Annotated in this window: 16 protein-coding genes and 3 pseudogenes; 1 reads left to right on the top strand and 18 read right to left on the bottom strand. The window is 39.8% G+C overall.

The annotated features are described in order from the left end of the window. Positions 1-45 precede the first annotated feature (45 nt). Positions 46-1397 (top strand): IS3 family transposase gene (locus HMPREF2887_RS08990; protein ID WP_106079248.1). Its coding sequence is split into 2 segments (ribosomal slippage): positions 46-508 and positions 508-1397, totalling 1353 coding nucleotides; the frame shifts between segments, so codons are not numbered across the junction. A gap of 142 nt (positions 1398-1539) precedes the next feature. Here the strand turns inward: HMPREF2887_RS08990 and smpB are convergent. The 18 genes and pseudogenes from smpB to HMPREF2887_RS09080 form a co-directional block, all read right to left on the bottom strand. Beyond that, entirely contained in the window at positions 1540-2007 is a 468-nt protein-coding gene (gene smpB / locus HMPREF2887_RS08995; protein WP_084741091.1) for an SsrA-binding protein SmpB, read from the bottom strand. Beyond that, positions 1970-2593, bottom strand: coding sequence for a S1 RNA-binding domain-containing protein (locus HMPREF2887_RS10710; protein ID WP_410002521.1), 624 nt, complete (start codon positions 2591-2593; stop codon positions 1970-1972). Before HMPREF2887_RS10710 ends, smpB begins: the two co-directional genes overlap by 38 nt. A gap of 48 nt (positions 2594-2641) precedes the next feature. Next, positions 2642-4302 (bottom strand): annotated as a pseudogene (locus tag HMPREF2887_RS09000) (ribonuclease R family protein); the annotation flags it as partial. A gap of 92 nt (positions 4303-4394) precedes the next feature. Then, positions 4395-4628 carry a preprotein translocase subunit SecG gene (secG, locus tag HMPREF2887_RS09005; protein ID WP_003024744.1) on the bottom strand — a complete coding sequence of 78 codons (234 nt, stop codon included), beginning with the start codon at positions 4626-4628 and terminating at the stop codon, positions 4395-4397. 39 nt (positions 4629-4667) lie between these two features. Then, the gene (gene rpmG / locus HMPREF2887_RS09010; protein WP_003024746.1) at positions 4668-4817 is read right to left on the bottom strand and encodes a 50S ribosomal protein L33; all 150 of its coding nucleotides are present in this window, start codon (positions 4815-4817) and stop codon (positions 4668-4670) included. Further along, positions 4801-6006 carry a multidrug efflux MFS transporter gene (locus HMPREF2887_RS09015; protein ID WP_186821910.1) on the bottom strand — a complete coding sequence of 402 codons (1206 nt, stop codon included), beginning with the start codon at positions 6004-6006 and terminating at the stop codon, positions 4801-4803. The genes rpmG and HMPREF2887_RS09015 overlap by 17 nt, the downstream gene beginning before the upstream one ends. Positions 6007-6022: 16 nt before the next feature. Further along, positions 6023-6616, bottom strand: a complete 594-nt coding sequence (gene coaE, locus HMPREF2887_RS09020) for a dephospho-CoA kinase (protein WP_021001628.1) — start codon at positions 6614-6616, stop codon at positions 6023-6025. 3 nt (positions 6617-6619) lie between these two features. Continuing rightward, on the bottom strand, positions 6620-7444 hold the full coding sequence (gene mutM / locus HMPREF2887_RS09025; protein ID WP_003032837.1) for a DNA-formamidopyrimidine glycosylase: 825 nt from the start codon (positions 7442-7444) through the stop codon (positions 6620-6622). 7 nt (positions 7445-7451) lie between these two features. Further along, complete coding sequence (locus HMPREF2887_RS09030) at positions 7452-7895, bottom strand: GNAT family N-acetyltransferase (RefSeq protein WP_021001627.1); 444 nt, start codon at positions 7893-7895, stop codon at positions 7452-7454. A gap of 8 nt (positions 7896-7903) precedes the next feature. Beyond that, on the bottom strand, positions 7904-8428 hold the full coding sequence (locus HMPREF2887_RS09035; RefSeq protein ID WP_003032811.1) for a DinB family protein: 525 nt from the start codon (positions 8426-8428) through the stop codon (positions 7904-7906). A 53-nt stretch (positions 8429-8481) separates the two neighbouring features. Further along, entirely contained in the window at positions 8482-8952 is a 471-nt protein-coding gene (locus HMPREF2887_RS09040; protein ID WP_003024764.1) for an NUDIX hydrolase, read from the bottom strand. Positions 8953-8954: 2 nt separating this feature from the next. After that, positions 8955-9729, bottom strand: a pseudogene (locus tag HMPREF2887_RS10190) (alpha/beta fold hydrolase). A 12-nt stretch (positions 9730-9741) separates the two neighbouring features. Then, positions 9742-10641 (bottom strand): GTPase Era, encoded by a 900-nt coding sequence (era, locus tag HMPREF2887_RS09055; RefSeq protein WP_021001626.1) that lies wholly within the window; start codon positions 10639-10641, stop codon positions 9742-9744. A 67-nt stretch (positions 10642-10708) separates the two neighbouring features. Next, entirely contained in the window at positions 10709-11113 is a 405-nt protein-coding gene (locus HMPREF2887_RS09060; RefSeq protein ID WP_003024772.1) for a diacylglycerol kinase family protein, read from the bottom strand. Next, positions 11094-11591 (bottom strand): rRNA maturation RNase YbeY, encoded by a 498-nt coding sequence (gene ybeY, locus HMPREF2887_RS09065; protein WP_003024775.1) that lies wholly within the window; start codon positions 11589-11591, stop codon positions 11094-11096. Before ybeY ends, HMPREF2887_RS09060 begins: the two co-directional genes overlap by 20 nt. A gap of 117 nt (positions 11592-11708) precedes the next feature. Further along, the gene (locus tag HMPREF2887_RS09070; protein ID WP_057489634.1) at positions 11709-13445 is read right to left on the bottom strand and encodes an ABC transporter ATP-binding protein; all 1737 of its coding nucleotides are present in this window, start codon (positions 13443-13445) and stop codon (positions 11709-11711) included. After that, positions 13442-15172 (bottom strand): ABC transporter ATP-binding protein, encoded by a 1731-nt coding sequence (locus HMPREF2887_RS09075; protein WP_021001624.1) that lies wholly within the window; start codon positions 15170-15172, stop codon positions 13442-13444. The genes HMPREF2887_RS09070 and HMPREF2887_RS09075 overlap by 4 nt, the downstream gene beginning before the upstream one ends. A 286-nt stretch (positions 15173-15458) precedes the next feature. Next, positions 15459-16230 (bottom strand): annotated as a pseudogene (locus HMPREF2887_RS09080) (FAD-binding protein); the annotation flags it as partial. Positions 16231-16238 lie beyond the last annotated feature (8 nt).

Below are 16238 nucleotides of genomic sequence, written 5' to 3' on the forward strand. Positions count from 1 at the left end.
CCAAAAGTTAGACAAGAAAACTCTAACTTTTGGGATGTTATTTTTATGAAATTAAGTTATGAAGACAAGGTTCAAATTTATTACTTGCGAAAAAGCGGCGCAACTCTCAAGTCATTATCAAAACAGTTTAACCTCAATCAGTCAGGGATCGAATATCTGATTCGACTAATTGATAGACATGGAGTAGACATTGTCAAGAGAGGTAAGAAGACTTATTATTCTCCTGAACTAAAGCAAAAAATCCTTCATCAAGTTCTTCTTGAAGGGCGTTCTCAATTGTCAGTCTCTCTCGATTTTGCCCTTCCTAACAGGGGGACTCTCCCAAATTGGCTGGCACAATATAAGAAAAACGGCTATACTATTGTTGAGAAACAAAAAGGGAGACCACCAAAGATGGGACGTAAGAAAAAGAAAACTTGGGAAGAAATGACGGAACTAGAGCGACTTCAAGAAGAGAACGAGCGTCTTAGAACGGAGAATGCCTATCTAAAAAAGTTGAGGGAGTTACGCTTAAGGGACGAAGCCTTACAGCGCGAAAAGCAGAGACAATTAGAGAGATGGTCAAGGAAGGATTCCGATTAAGTTTCCTACTAGCTACCGCTAAACTCTCTCGTGCAACTTACTATTACCAGCTAAAACAGCTAGATAAACCAGACAAGGATCAAGAGTTAAAAGCTGAAATTCAATTGATTTATGATGAGCACAAGGGAAACTATGGTTATCGTCGAATTCATCTTGAACTGAAAAATCGTGGTTTTCATATCAATCACAAGAAAGTTCAGCGATTGATGCAAGTGATGGGGCTACAAGCTCGAATTCGCCGTCAACGGAAATATTCTTCTTACAAGGGGGAGATTGGTAAGAAAGCAGAGAATCTCATTCAGCGTCAGTTTGAAGGCTCTAGGCCTTACGAAAAGTGCTATACAGATGTAACCGAATTTGCCTTACCAAACGTCAATGGAAAGCTCTACCTGTCTCCTATTTTAGATGGGTATAATAGTGAAATCATTACCTTTACCTTGTCACGTTCACCTGACTTGAACCAGGTCAGAACAATGTTAGCTAAGGCTTTTCCTGCTGAAACCTACAAGGGAACCATTCTCCACAGTGACCAAGGCTGGCAGTATCAGCACCAGTCTTATCATCAATTCTTAGAAGCGAAAGGAATTGTCCCATCTATGTCTCGCAAGGGCAATAGTCCAGACAATGGGATGATGGAGTCCTTCTTTGGCATCCTCAAATCGGAGATGTTCTACGGTTATGAGAAGAGTTATCAATCGCTTGATGAGCTGGAGAAAGCTATTGCAACTTATATTGTTTATTACAACAATAAACGGATTAAAACAAAACTAAAAGGACTTAGTCCTGTGCAGTACAGAACTAAATCCTTTCACTAATATTTTTTGTCTAACTTTTTGGGGGCAGTACATTTCTCAGCTTTTGCCATGTTAGAAAAGGATTTTTGATAAAAATTAACTGATAAAATATTTCAAACTACTGAAAAATCGGAAACAACTTCCGATTTTTATATCTTGTACATTATCTCACATTATAAGCCTTAATCGTCCGAGCAATATCTCTATTTTGCTCACGAAGTTTAATGGATTCACGCTTGTCATAGTCGTGTTTCCCTTTAGCCAATCCTAAAAGTAACTTGGCATAACCGTCCTTAAGATAAACTTTAAGGGGAACCAAAGTCATTCCAGTTCCTTTGGTTTCCTGCTCTAATTTCTGGATTTGTTTTTTATGCAATAGCAATTTTCTCCTACGTTCAGGATCTTGATTCCAGATATTGCCCTCCTCATAGGGAGCGATGTGAACATTACTGAGCCAGACCTCTCCGTTTTTGACTTGAGCAAAGCCGTCTTTCAGGTTAATTCGTGCAGCCCGCACACTTTTGATTTCAGTTCCGGTCAGAACCATGCCCGTTTCAATCGTATCAACAATCGTATAGTCGTGTCGTGCTTTTTTATTTTGCGCTACGACCTTTCCTTCTCCCTTTACCATTCTTGCTTCCTTTCTTTACCACTTCTTTATAAAAGGGTCTCTTGCCCTTGTTTTTCTTTAATTTCTTATCCCTAGGAACTTTTCCTTTCGGAGATTTGTCTCTTCGTCCTCTGTTATCTTGATGCGACTGTTGACGCCTATCACGATTGGATTGCTTTCTTTTTTCAATCACGTCATATTCACTAGGTAGGTATTCAAAGTCAATCTCTCCCGTAGCCTTATCAGCCCGAACTAGCTTAATGTGAATCTGTTGACCGACACGGAAAACAACACCTGACTTTTCACCCTGTAAAGTTAGATTGCGTTCATTGTAGTGGAAAAATTCTGGCAGGTTAGTTACATGAATCAAACCTTCAACTGTGTTTGGAAGTTCAACAAAAAGACCGAATTTAACAACGCTTGACACAATACCATCAAATTCTTCTCCCACAAATTCTTCCATAAACTCAGCCTTTTTCATAGCTTCTACTTCTCGCTCTGCTTCAATAGCTCGCCGTTCCCTGCTGGAAGACTGACTGGCAATATCTGGAATGACTTGTTCAAAATGCTCTGCTATTTCTTTAGAATGCCCATAATCGCGCACCATACGGTGAACCAGAAGGTCTGGGTAACGGCGAATCGGACTAGTAAAGTGAGTATAAAACTCGGCTGCCAAACCATAATGACCGTGGTTGTGCTCTGAGTAACGAGCCTGCTGCATGGAACGCAAAAGCATCATAGACAGCACTTCTTCATAAGGCTGACCTTGGACTGCTTTCATAATATCCTGAAGGGCAGATTGGCTCATAGAATTAGCCGTTCCGTAGACCCGAACGCCAAAAGTAGAAGCATAATCAATAAACTTCTGCACTTTCTCAGCCTTAGGCTCTTCATGAATCCGATAGATAAAGGGCAGGTTTAACGTAGCAAAATGCTCTGCCACTGTTTCATTGGCCACCAGCATAAAGGACTCAATCATACGCTCCGCAAGTCCCCGCTGACGTAAAATAATATCTACTGGACGTCCAGTCTTATTGACCAAAATTTTAGCTTCTTTCGTATCAAAATTAAGAGCTCCACGTTTGTATCGCATCCGCTCAAGAATTGTATGAAGTTCCACCATTGCTTCAACACTCGGTAAAATCACTTTAAAAGCTGCTCGTTTTTCCTCATCTCCTACAATCATGTCATTCACATCGCTATAGGTCATACGAAAAGTAGTTTTAATGATTGTTTGAGTAATAGTATGCTTGACAACTTGACCTTTTGGTCAATCTCCATGATAGCCGATTGCGTCAGCCGATCTACATTAGGATTGAGCGAGCAGATGCCATTGGACAGGCGCTCAGGTAGCATAGGCACCACTCGGTCAATCACATAAACCGATGTCGCTCGATTGAGGGCTTCCTTGTCCAACTCAGATCCTTCTTTGACATAGTAAGAAACATCTGCAATGTGAACTCCTAGTTCAAAATGCCCGTTTTCCAGCTTCTTGATATGAACTGCATCATCCAAATCTTTCGCATCCGCCCCATCAATAGTAAAGGTAATTTCATTACGCAGATCTAAACGACCTTCAAAATCCTTTTTAGATGGCATATCCGGAATTGCTGACGCTTCTTTCAAAACTCTCTCTGGAAACTCAGACACAATGTCCATGGACTCCAAAACTTCCAGAACATCAATACCCGGATCATCCTTGTGACCCACTACATCCAAAATAGTAGCTACAAAAAAATCATGTTTTTTAGTCGGGTACTTATCAATCTCTACTTTTAAAATCTCTGTCCCATCCAAAACCAAAGCTGGTTTCTTGATATAAATAGGTTGAGATATTTTCTGATTTTTTGACCGAATATAACCAGCATACTTAGGCTTTTCTTCATCCAAGATGAGCTGACCCACTGCTGTTTTTAAGCTGTGTTCCAAAACATCAATAACCTTCGCTTCAGCAGACGTTCCCTTGCTGCGATCTGCAACCTTAGTGATTGCAACTTCTACCGTATCACCATCAATCGCATAGTTAACATCATTGCGACCAATAAAAAGATCATCCTCTTCTTCATTTAAGGTAACAAAGCCAAAGCCATTTTTATGGGCGTGAAAGGTCCCTTTCAAAGTAAGCAGCTGCTTTTCTTTACGAAGTTGGATTTTCCCAGCATTGCTAAAGGTCAATTGACGTTTTCGCTCCATTTCAGAAATCGTCTGAACTAAATTTCTAAAGTCTTTTGCTTTTTCTTTTCCTAATCTTTGTGCCAGCTCATCCATACTAGCTTCTTTCTTTTCTCTTAAATAGTTTAAAATTTCTTCTTTCATTCTTTCCTTTTTTCTTATATTCTCTAAACTTTAAGTTACTTTTTCCTCACCTAATACAGAAAAAATAGGCAAAGACAAAGTCAGAGCCCATTTTATTTACTAGATAAGATTGTCAGCATTAGTGCAATCAACAACCAAAAGAAAACCATCACTCCTGTCAAACGCTGCATAACTGCTTCAAAGCCTCTTGCTTTTGGTCGTTCAAACAAATCTCCTGCACTTGCGTCAAATACATTACTTGATTGATTTTTTGTAGGTTGCATAAAAATTGCGATTAAAATAAATACTGATAAAATCAATAAAATGGTTAATAATAAATTATACATATCAAACTCCTTAAAATCTCATTCATTTTACCATAAAACTTATTTTGATTCAAGATGTAAGGTCACTTTTCTTTCTTTGGGACAGTATTTTAATACCTCAACCTTTTCTGGATGTGTTTTCATATTTTTACTCGTTAAATAATTCTGACTGCCGCAAGAAGAACACTTTAAATTAATTTTTACTCGCACTGATTTCCTTTACTCCTAAATATTTTCTAAAACTAAACAATAAAAAGAAGAAGTTCAATAACGCTAAACCTGCTGTGCTATAGAAAACCCAATGATAGCCAAAATGAACAGAAATAGCTGACCCCATTAACGGCCCAATAACACCACCGATATAAAAGAAAGTTTGATTGTAACTGAAAATCCGTGAAATACCTTCTTTTGGTGTGATTTTATTGAGGAGAGAGCTAACTCCAGGCAGAAGAGCTCCAGTGCCCAATCCAAATAGAAAGCGATAAATTCCCAATTCAAGTGGTGTACCAGCCCTCGCACAGAAAATATAAATAACAAAACTATACAAAAGAGCCAGTAAGAGCAAACGGTGATTTCCTATTTTATCTCCTAATTTTCCCAGCCAACCAGATGAAAATATGCTTGAAATGCCCATTGCTGAAACGATTGCACCAGATACCAATAACAAATTTTCTTTTTGCCCTAAAGAGCGGATATAAAGTGTCAAAATAGGGGAAATGGACTGTCCAATCATCTGAATCACCATGCTAGTAATAAACAAGCCAAAAAGCATTGATTTTTGAGGAATTTGTTGAAATAGTTGCTTGGTCGAAACTTCTTTTCCTTTAGAGACAGGATGAAAATCTTCTATTATCCCAAAAATTGTCCACAAAGTAACGACAAACAAGAAAAATCCAACCAAAAGGAAAACATTTCTCATTCCCAAACTTTGAGCTATCATTCCTCCTAAGAGCGGTCCCATCAGAGTCCCCGCTACGACACCTGTTGACAATGTTCCCAAGGCATAACCAGAGTGTTTTTTAGGAGCTTGACTAGCAATCAAAGCCGTGCTATTCGGTACATAACCAGAAAACACCCCATTTAACAGTCTCAATACAATGAGCCAAAATACATTCGGTACAAAAGCCAAGCCTCCCATCGTAAAGGTCATTGCAAAAGCTGCCCGAATCATCATTGGTTTGCGACCGTACCTATCAGCTAAACTTCCCCAGACAGGCGACAAAAGTGCGGCTGTCAAAGCTGTACTCGAAACCGCCAAGCCTGAATAAAATTCAACCATAGAGCCTCTGGCGCCTAATTCTTCCACGTACAAAGACATAAAGGGAACAACTAGTGACAAGCTAGCACCTATAAAAAAGTTACCCAGCCAAGCAATCCATAAATTCCGTTTCCATTTCACTTGATTCTTAATAAAATCATCTTCTTTCTTTGTCTAAAAGCGCCTGCAACTGTTTTAAAGTATTCGAAAGCGCACCGTTATTATCAATCACAATCTCAGCTCTTTGTCTTTTATCTGCCAAAGAAAGCTGAGCTGCTATGCGTTGTTGAGCCTCTTCTTGACTAAGATTGTTTCGAGCCATCAAACGTTCTAGCTGAGTGCCTTTGCTCACATCTACTAGCCAAACCTCATCAAACCAGTCTGCATAATCCTGCTCAAATAAGAGCGGAATATCCATAAAGAAAGTCTCCTCAATCTTAGCCAGTTGGTCGCGTCGATTGGCTAACTCTTGCCGAATTATATCATTTTGTAGCCGGGAAGATTTCGCTAAATTTTCTTGGCTAGAAAAAATGAGCTGAGATAGTTTAGGACGATCAAGCTCACCTGCTTCGTTCAAGATAGCAGACCCTAGCCAGCTGACCAATGCTTGATAGAGTTTACCGCCTTTCGCCTGCAATTCATGAACCACCTGATCCGCATCAATGACCTGATAGCCCTTTTGCCTGAGATAATTTGTGACTGTCGATTTGCCAGAAGCAATACCGCCTGTAATTCCGATTATTTTTGCCATGTCCTACCTCATTTTTTGACAATGTGGACAAAGGTGAGTTCCACGACCAGCTAGTTTGATTTTTTCAATTTCGTGACCGCATCTAGTACAAGGTTGGCCTGTTTTTCCATAGACTTGTAGGAAATCCTGCATGGTTCCGTCTTCTCCCAAAGCATTGCGGTAGGTGCGAATGGTTGAACCGCCTTTTTCAATACCTAGCTGCAAGACTGCAATAATCTGCTTGCGTAATTTCTCTGCTTCTCCAGCAGTCAAACTTTGAGCTGCTCTTGCCGGATGAATCTGCGCCCGCCATAATACTTCATCTACATAGATATTGCCAAGACCAGCTACTAAAGTTTGATCCAACAGGTAAGGTTTAATCAATTTCTTAGATTTTTTCAGAGCAGCTTTAAATGGTGGTAAATGAAAATCTGATTCAGTCGGTTCTGGTCCTAGTCTTCGCTTAGTAAAATAGGATTCTAATTGCTCTTTTCTCAACAACTCCATCGTGCCAAATTTCCGAACATCCTGATAAACGAGGCTGCTGCCATCTGTAAAATGAAAAATTACATGAGAATGCTTCGTCAACTGGACCTCTTCAGGATAGAAAAGATACTTTCCTTCCATTCGCAAATGCGAAATCAGCACCCAATTCGTCAAATAAAAAATCAGATACTTGCCCCGACGCCCAACAGCATTAATGCTTTGCCCTGGTAATTCTAAGACAAAAGGATCTGCCCCCGTTCCAATCATCTTGGCATAACGGACATCTACCTTTTCAATCTCTTTTCCTTTAACCAGCCGCTCTAAACCACGGCGTACCGTTTCTACTTCTGGTAATTCGGGCATAAAATCTTTATCCTTTCTTATCCAAATGTAACATATAATGAACAGTTCGACTTATTTCTTCAAATCCCGCACTCTTGTGAAAAGCTTGACTGACTGCATTGTCCATATCACAATCTGAAGCTAGCTGGTACACTCCTTTTTCTTTCGCCCACGACTGTGCAAACTCTAGAAGTTGATGAGCGATGCCATTTCTTTGAAAAGCAGGTGCTACCGCTATGCCTTCAATATATGCGATAGGAAGTTGCTCTGCTCCTTCCACATACTCCGAACGCATAGATAAGCTGATCCAAGCAACGGCTTCTCCTTCTATGTAGTACAAAAATTCATTAGGAAATTTGCCTTCAGAAAATGCTGCTAGTAATTTCTTTTTCTCTGTCTTCCAAGCTAAATGAGCAAAGTAAGCCCAGTCAGCTAGATGAGATTTTTCGACCGCTCGAATTTCCCCTACCATTACCTTTTTCAATCTTCTCTTCCTAGCAGGCGGCGAGCATAGATTGCCTGACCTGAATGCATAGCAGCATCGTCAATGATCGATACTAAGCGATTCCCACGCTTAACAGCTGGAGTCCAATTCTCATCAATAACATCGTCCAGACTGGCTTCATTCACCTCTGATAAATAAGCAATTGTTGCCGCAACCGCATCAGACAGATAGTCTTTGAGCAACTCAATATCTGTCACCACAACTCTATGCGCTTCTTGAGGAGTATGGTGCCAATCTTCCGTATCATCTGGCAAATCCAAGGCAAACTTTTTCTTCCAACCTTTAGAGAACCAGACTGGCTCGGTCTTAGCTAAATCAGCAATCTGAAAATCCAGCTCCCGCGCCGTATGCCAAGTCAACCAAGTCACAGACTTAATGGACGGAACTGTATCCGCAACCGGAAAAGCATTCGCTTCTTCCACAGATAAATTAGTCAGCACCGACAAAAAACGCTCCTCGGCTCGTTCCACATTTTCCACTAAAAGATTTACAAATTCCATTGCCCTATCTCCTTAAAAAATAAATTAATCACGGATTATATGTCAATCTCAACTCAATGTCCCATCGCAAAGTTGTCATCAAAATACTCAGCTAACATCAGGCGATGCTTACTACTCACAGATTCTAAATTCTCAATTTCTTCCTTAGAAAAGAAACGCAGGCGTAGAGTTTCCTCATTGTGAAAATCTGCAATATTCACTGGTGAAACCGCCGCCAGCTCATAGATGAAGACAACCGTCTGCACCGCATCACCATTCGGATAAACTTCCTCGAAATTACTATAAACATTGAGAAAACGAGTAGCTTCTACTTCAATGCCAGTTTCTTCAAAAAATTCACGCTTAGCAGTATCAAGAGTGGATTCGCCAAGCTCCATTGCACCGCCTGGAATAGCCCATGTTTTCTTATCCCCGCGTAGTTGCAACAGCACGCATCCCTTGTCATCTGCTAAAATACCACCAGCAAAGGTCAGGATAACCTTGTCATGCCCAACTTTTGAGCGAATGTAGGAAATGTAGTCCATATTTAGAAACCTTTCAATTTATATGGAAATGCTCCGTCTTAAAAAAGTAGCGGAGTAATTGTATATGCGTGTCAATATCACTAAACAACCAAGTATGCCCTTTATTTGGATAATAGGCACAATTACTCAGTCTGTTTTTTCTTACCAATTCTTTATGAGATTCATGAATTGACTTCGATTCTTTACCGCCCGAAACAAAGAAAACAGGATTGTCGAAATTTGCAGTAATCCTCAGCAGATTTGCCTGTAACATTGCTCGGCGAAAAGACTTAGCAGAAGCCCTTTGCAAATCCATTATGAACTAACGATAGCTCTCTTCAGGTACACCATCTTTCTGCATCATTTTTGCCATAAGGTTGCCCATTAGCTTAGTGTTTTTTAATAACGACATGATGTAGACAACGGCAATGACTTTACCATGCCCATTAATCGGTTCATGATTAGCAACGTCAACAATCGCTCTATCAAATAAATCAGCATGTTTTTCCAACAATTTAAGAACGAGACCGCCTCCCAACGATAGTCCAACAAGGTGCGGCTTGCCGTGAGCCCTGTTTTTGATAATATCAGCAATCATTCTGTAACATCATTAAAATTTGTCCACCCAATGTCGCGGCTAGAAGCATGTCCAGGCAAATCAACAGCTATACATTGAAAATCATTTTTTAACTCAGCGATATGATGTGCCCACATCTGACTGCTAGAACCAGAAGCATGCAAAAAGACAATACTCTTATCATTTTGCTGTCCTTTTTCTGCGACAAATAACGACCTCATCTTCCTCAGCCTCTAATACTCCTTTTTGTTATATCCAAAATCTGCCAAGTCTAGCTTTTTGTCCCGCCAGTTTTTCTTGACTTTAACCCAAGTTTCAAGAAAGACTTTATCACCTAGCATGAGTTCAATGTCGCGGCGTGCCAAAGAGCCGATTTTCTTAAGCATAGAGCCGCCTTTGCCGATGATAATGCCCTTTTGACTGTCTCTTTCCACCATAATGGTAGCGCGGATATGCACTTTGTCAGTCTCCTCATCCCGCTTCATACTGTCAATGACCACCGCCACCGAATGCGGAATTTCTTCACGTGTCAGCAATAAAACCTTTTCCCGAATCATCTCAGAAACCAAAAAACGCTCAGGGTGATCGGTAATCTGGTCAGCTGGGAAATATTGGAAACCTTCCTCTAAGTTTTCACTTAAAATATCAACTAGATGCGAAACATTATTGCCTTGAAGAGCAGAAATTGGCACAACTTCCTTAAAGTCCATCTGCTTGCGGTAATCATCAATCTGACTCAGCAGCTGATCCGGGTGTACTTTATCAATTTTATTGATGACCAGAACAACAGGAACTTTAGCCACTTTTAAACGCTCCATAATCATATCATCACCCTTACCGCGGTTTTCATCGGCAGAAACCATAAAAAGAACTGTATCCACTTCACGCAACGTGCTGTAAGCGGATTCCACCATAAAGTCGCCCAAGGCAGTCTTTGGCTTATGAATCCCTGGCGTATCAATAAAGACAATCTGCTCCTGATCTGTCGTGTAAATTCCCATAATCTTGTTACGAGTCGTCTGAGCCTTATCACTCATGATAGCAATCTTTTGCCCCATAACATGATTTAAAAAAGTAGACTTTCCAACATTTGGACGTCCTAAAATAGCAACAAATCCTGATTTAAAGGTCATTTTTCACCTCGTTTATTCCTTATTAGTCTAATATAAGAAAATCGGAAAGGATTCTCCGATTTTCATGTTAAAAAAGTAAATTCCAAATTTTCGGAACGAAAATAATCACTCCTGTTATAACCGCAAAACCGGAAACAACCAAAACAGCTCCTGCTGCCATATCCTTGGCGTTTTTAGCTCGCATGGAGAAGTGATAATCACTAGCTAAGTCTACCACATTTTCAATAGCAGAGTTCATAATCTCAAAAGAAATGACTAGAAAAATACTCAAAAAGAGAAAGAGCCACTCTATCGCAGATACCCGAAAAAGCAATCCTGCAAGCACGACCGCAACTGCTGAAACGGCATGATTACGCATATTACGTTCTTCTTTGATTGCCGTAAAAATCCCTGTCAGAGCAAATTCTAAACTCGAAATGACATCCCGATTCTTCCATTTGCGCTTGTTTTTTTTATTGTCTTGTAAGTCCATAAGCAGTCAAAATTTCTTCCTGTAAACCAAACATTTCCGCCTCTTCTTCTGGCGTATAGTGATCGTATCCATTGATATGCAAAAAACCATGCACTGCAAGAAACCCCATCTCTCGCTCAAAACTGTGACCATATTCTTCTGCTTGTTCACGCGCCTTATCTATGGAAATAAAGAGCTCTCCGATATAGGCATCAAAATCCTCTAACATTTCCGCCAGCTCAGGATTTTCTAGTAAATCCTCCTCGTCAATGGCAATGTCCAGCTCAGGCTTGTACTCCAAGCTGATAACATCTGTCGGACGATCTGTATTTCGATATTCCAAATTCAGCTCATGGCTGCGCTCGTTGGTAACAAATGTCACTGCCATTTCTTTTTCTTCTTTGCCAATCTTTTTAGCAGCAAATTCCAGTATATCATGTGTTTGCTTGATGATTTCTTCTGAAACTTGCCCTGTCTCGTCGACCATTTCTATATACATATTACACCCACTTTATTAGTATCACTTCATTATACCATATTTCAGATAGGGATGCCTGATTTATAAATCATTTACTATTTCGTTCTGCTCTTTATTTCATATTTTTTCTTTCAAAACTTATACTTGTTGCTGGAGGCGGCTCATTTGCGCATAGATGCCATTTTGTTTTACCAATGTATCATGTTGCCCTCTCTCTACAATCTTTCCTTCAGAAATAACCAAAATTTGGTCTGCATCTTGAATGGTGGATAAACGGTGTGCAATGATAAAAGTCGTTCTCCCCTCCTTGACCACAGCCATTGCTTTTTGAATCATTTCTTCGGTTTCTGTATCAATATGGGAAGTTGCTTCGTCCAATATTAAAATTTTGGGATTAGCGTAGAGAGTTCGTGCAAATGAAATCAGTTGCCGTTCACCGCTCGAAAATGCTGTCCCTTTATCCTTTACAGGTTCATCAATTCCTTTTTTACAACGAGCCAGCAAGTCCCTTGCACCAACCTTTTCTAAAGCTTCTAGAACTTTTTCACGATTGATGCCTGAATGGCTCATCGCTACATTGCTTGCTAGTGTTCCTGTGAATAGATAAGGATCTTGCAAAACAATCCCCATGTGACTACGAAGACTTTCACGAGAATATTGTTGAATATCTTGTTGATCAATATATATTTTCCCTTTTTGGGGATCGTAGAAACGATAAAGTAGGTTCATGATAGAAGATTTTCCAGAGCCGGTATGTCCCACCAAAGCAATCGTCTCTCCTTGCTTTGCCTTAAAGCTAATATCGTGCAGGATAGTTTTTTCTTTCTCATATGCAAAGCTCACATGTTCAAACACAACCTCACCTTTATTGACTATTAACTGCGTTTTCTCATCCGCTTCCTGAGGTTGATCTAGCAATTCTAAAACTCGTTTTCCTGTTTCCAATGATCGTTGTACATTCGGGAAAAGTCGAACCAGAAAACCCATCATCTCAAATAAATCAATAATATAATTGAGATAGACAAACAGTACACCTGCGGTAATAACGCTATGACCGCCTAAAAATTGCTGACCAACTATTGTCAAAATAACAGCAAGCACTGCATTTTTCAAAAATTCCGTTAACGGCCAAGACGAAAGAGCGCTTACCCATACAATTTGTTTATCAGCTTGGCTCATTTTTCGGGCAGTTACATCAAATTCTGAAAGAACAGTTTTTTCCTGATGATATAGCTGTATCAGACTAGCTCCATGCATCAATTCATTCACTTGATTATTGATGTCACTCCGTGAATCATAAAAGTCTTTCATCGGCTTGTCCGTTAGTTTTTTATAAAATACTTGTATCCCATAAAAAGCAGGAAGCAACAGCAACAGCATAGAGGCAGCAAGCGGATTAAGATAAAACAACAAAACGTAGGTAAAAACAATCCGAAGGACTTGAATCAAAACACTAACCAAACTGGAATAAAATTGTCTGCGTAAGGTTTCCGTATCATTTACAATTCTGGTTGCAATCTTCCCTGCCGGCTTATCATCAAAATAAGAAATCGGCAAATTTTGCATGACTTGATAAGCTTCATTTCTCAGATGTTCGGCGACTTTGTTGCCACAATGCGCTAAAAGTCGGTCGCCTAAGTAAGTCAAGTCACTCCCCAAAACTACAGCAATTAGGTATAATCCAGCTAATTGCAAAAGCTGAACCTGACGATCTTTTCCACTTCCAATCTGTGTAAGCGGTCCGTCTATCATATTTCTCAAACAGAGAGGAGACAGTTGGCTAGTCACCGTTGCTAAGACAGCAATTCCAACCGCAAGAAAAAATGCAATTCGAACAACTTTTAGTTCTTTTAATAAACGACTAATGATACTCATTCGCTCCCTCCTTTCTGATGTTGCTGCCGCTGATATTGTTCGGCGTACCAACCTCCTTTATTAAGCAACTGGTTCGGAGTCCCTTCTTCTATAATTTGTCCGCCTTCTAAGACAAGAACCCAGTCTGCCTTCTGGATAGCTGACAAACGGTGCGTCACAATGATTGTTGTCTGATTCGCTCGTAACTTCTGGATATTTTGGATAATTCGGCGTTCTGTCTGAGCGTCAACTGCCGACAAAGAATCATCCAAAATAAGGACTTCTGGCTGTCTAATAAAAGCGCGTGCCAAAGAAATTCTTTGTTTTTGACCGCCAGATATTGACACTCCCCTCTCACCAATAAGAGTTTCCAGTCCGTCTGGCATTCGTTTTAAATCTTCTGAAAATGCCGCTGTTTCAATAGCCCGCTCAATATCACTTAATGTCGCATTCCTCTTGCCAAAGACAATATTGTCTTTGACGGATTTTGAAAATAAAATATGTTCCTGTGGGACATAGCCAATCATCGCTTCAATCGACTGACGTGAATAGTGACCGACAAATTTTCCATTTATCTGAAATTCACCTCGTCCAACAGGATATTGCTGAAGAAGCTGACGAACTAAGGTTGTTTTACCAGATCCTGTTTTTCCAACAATACCATACGTCTTTCCTGCTTCAATTTGCCAAGCTATGTTACGCAAGCTAGGTCTTTTTGTTTGTGGATAAGTGAAATGATAATTATGAAAACGAATAGAGATAAGATGTTGCAACTCCTCTTTGCCACTCATTTTCATATCATCTGTCGTTTCAATCAATTCTGTGACCTTTTTAAAAGACGTCTTCCCCGTTTGATAGACCAAGATAAAATCCGACAACATCCAAAAAGGTTCAATTAGGCTAATCATATACAATTGAAGAGCAATCACTTGCCCAATTGTCAACTGTCCCGTTTTTATAAAAGCAGCCCCAATAAGAAGCACAATAATCGTTGATAAAGCGATAAAGACCGAGGAGAGCGGTGCGTAAAGATATTGAATACCGGCAATTTGATCACCAACCTTAGATAAAGCTTTCGTGCGCAATTGGAACTGTTCTTTCTGAGTTGTTTTCTTGCTATAAGCACGCGCAACTCGGACTCCCTCTATCGTTTCCAATACCTCATCATTCAAAGATGCCACTGCTTCACGATTATTTTCAACTAATTTATCTTGTTTTTTCCCAAGAACATAAATCCATATCATCAATATCATAAGCGGAAGCATAGCCAGTAAGCTAATTTCCCATGAGATAAAAAACATGGTCGGAACGACAAAGGCAATCATGCCTCCTGCGTATAAGAGAATGACAATCCCATAGCCAGCCATCTCCATCATTCCCTCAACATCTGTTGAAAAACGCGTTAGAATATCGCCAGAACGAAATTTTTCGTAGAAAGGCGTTCTCATAGCTACCAATTTCTCAAAAGCTCTTCTTTGCATGAGAAACTTATAGTCAATAGACGACTGAAATATTTTTAAATGCCAATAGTAAGCCGACAGATAGTTGCAAATTGTCACCAGAACTAACAAACCAACATCTTTAATTAAATTCTGCTGTGTCAAAGTATGATGCGACAGATGATCTACCAAACGCTGAATCACCTGTGTTGGAATCAACATGGTAAAATCATACAATAGTAAAACCAGAGCAATGGATAAATATAACCATTTATGCTCTTTTATATATCCAAATAAACTTTTAATCATCCTAATCCTTCCCGAAACGCACAAAAAAGCCCAAGACAGAATAAACCTGTCCTGAGCTTACTTGTTTTTATTTATTTTTTCATCAAAAATAAACTACAATGGTTTGCTAGAAAGGAGTTCTGTCATACGATATACCTGAGTGTTATTTTGTTTTACATTGTTCATATTACCGTTCTCCTTTCTGTTCTTATTAGTTAATACTTTAACATTAAAAGAAATGCTTGTCAAGAATATTTGCAAAAGAACCCTCCCAAAACTGAATGAATTTTCTGCCTTAAAATCAAGTTTAACAATTCTCTGCAATAGCTGTTTCGGCTGCGATACGTCCAAAAGTGAAAATATCAGTAAGAGAATTGCCAACTAAACGGTTTCCGGCATGCAATCCGCCAGCTACTTTCAAGCTGCATAGAGACCTTGGATAACTTGTCCTTGTTTATTGATAACATGTGTTTCCGTATCAATCTTAAGCCCACCCATAGTGTGGTGAACGGCTGGTTTTCGAAGAGTGGCATAATACGGTGCTTTTTCAACCTTGAGATCGAAAGCTTCCTTTTCAAATTCAGGATCATAGCCCGCATCAACATAAATATTATAAGCTGTGATCGTCTTGATAAAGACCTGTAGCTCCATTTGTCGCTGTTAAGCCAACTCTTCCAAACTATCTGATCGGTAAATCATTCCATGTGCTACCTGCGCATCAATCTTTTCTTGACTGGTATTATAAGCCGTTTCTTTGATATTTTCGTCTGCAATCAGATAGAAAAGACCGCCATTGTCAATCGCTGCTTGGTCCAATTTATCTCGACTACCGTACTCATCTACAAAACGTTTTCCTTAAGTATTGACCATGATGAAGTTAGCCGGAGGCGCCTGTAATCGGGTCAGATACCAGCATTATTTGCCGGCATTATTTGATAGAAGTCCAAACCGACTAGGTCTGTGCCAACGCTTTGACCTAAGAGAATACCATCACCTATAATAGCTGATGAATTTGATGTCTTAATATCGTCACCAATGTGCATCCAGTATTGATTGTATTGCTGCAACATCATAGGATTAAGATACA

It is taken from the genome of Streptococcus sp. HMSC071H03, assembly GCF_001813035.1.
GTDB lineage: Bacteria > Bacillota > Bacilli > Lactobacillales > Streptococcaceae > Streptococcus > Streptococcus anginosus.

What these genes read in the sequence shown, in the direction of transcription:
- ybeY (WP_003024775.1), bottom strand. Translation starts at nt 11,591, where the DNA reads ATGTATATAGAAATGGTCGACGAGACAGGGCAAGTTTCAGAAGAAATC.
- HMPREF2887_RS09075 (WP_021001624.1), bottom strand. Translation starts at nt 15,172, where the DNA reads ATGATTAAAAGTTTATTTGGATATATAAAAGAGCATAAATGGTTATAT.
- coaE (WP_021001628.1), bottom strand. Translation starts at nt 6,616, where the DNA reads ATGGCAAAAATAATCGGAATTACAGGCGGTATTGCTTCTGGCAAATCG.
- mutM (WP_003032837.1), bottom strand. Translation starts at nt 7,444, where the DNA reads ATGCCCGAATTACCAGAAGTAGAAACGGTACGCCGTGGTTTAGAGCGG.
- era (WP_021001626.1), bottom strand. Translation starts at nt 10,641, where the DNA reads ATGACCTTTAAATCAGGATTTGTTGCTATTTTAGGACGTCCAAATGTT.
- smpB (WP_084741091.1), bottom strand. Translation starts at nt 2,007, where the DNA reads ATGGTAAAGGGAGAAGGAAAGGTCGTAGCGCAAAATAAAAAAGCACGA.
- HMPREF2887_RS10710 (WP_410002521.1), bottom strand. Translation starts at nt 2,593, where the DNA reads ATGGTGCGCGATTATGGGCATTCTAAAGAAATAGCAGAGCATTTTGAA.
- HMPREF2887_RS09040 (WP_003024764.1), bottom strand. Translation starts at nt 8,952, where the DNA reads ATGGACTACATTTCCTACATTCGCTCAAAAGTTGGGCATGACAAGGTT.
- HMPREF2887_RS09060 (WP_003024772.1), bottom strand. Translation starts at nt 11,113, where the DNA reads ATGGACTTACAAGACAATAAAAAAAACAAGCGCAAATGGAAGAATCGG.
- HMPREF2887_RS09070 (WP_057489634.1), bottom strand. Translation starts at nt 13,445, where the DNA reads ATGAGTATCATTAGTCGTTTATTAAAAGAACTAAAAGTTGTTCGAATT.
- secG (WP_003024744.1), bottom strand. Translation starts at nt 4,628, where the DNA reads ATGTATAATTTATTATTAACCATTTTATTGATTTTATCAGTATTTATT.
- HMPREF2887_RS09035 (WP_003032811.1), bottom strand. Translation starts at nt 8,428, where the DNA reads ATGGAATTTGTAAATCTTTTAGTGGAAAATGTGGAACGAGCCGAGGAG.
- HMPREF2887_RS09030 (WP_021001627.1), bottom strand. Translation starts at nt 7,895, where the DNA reads ATGGTAGGGGAAATTCGAGCGGTCGAAAAATCTCATCTAGCTGACTGG.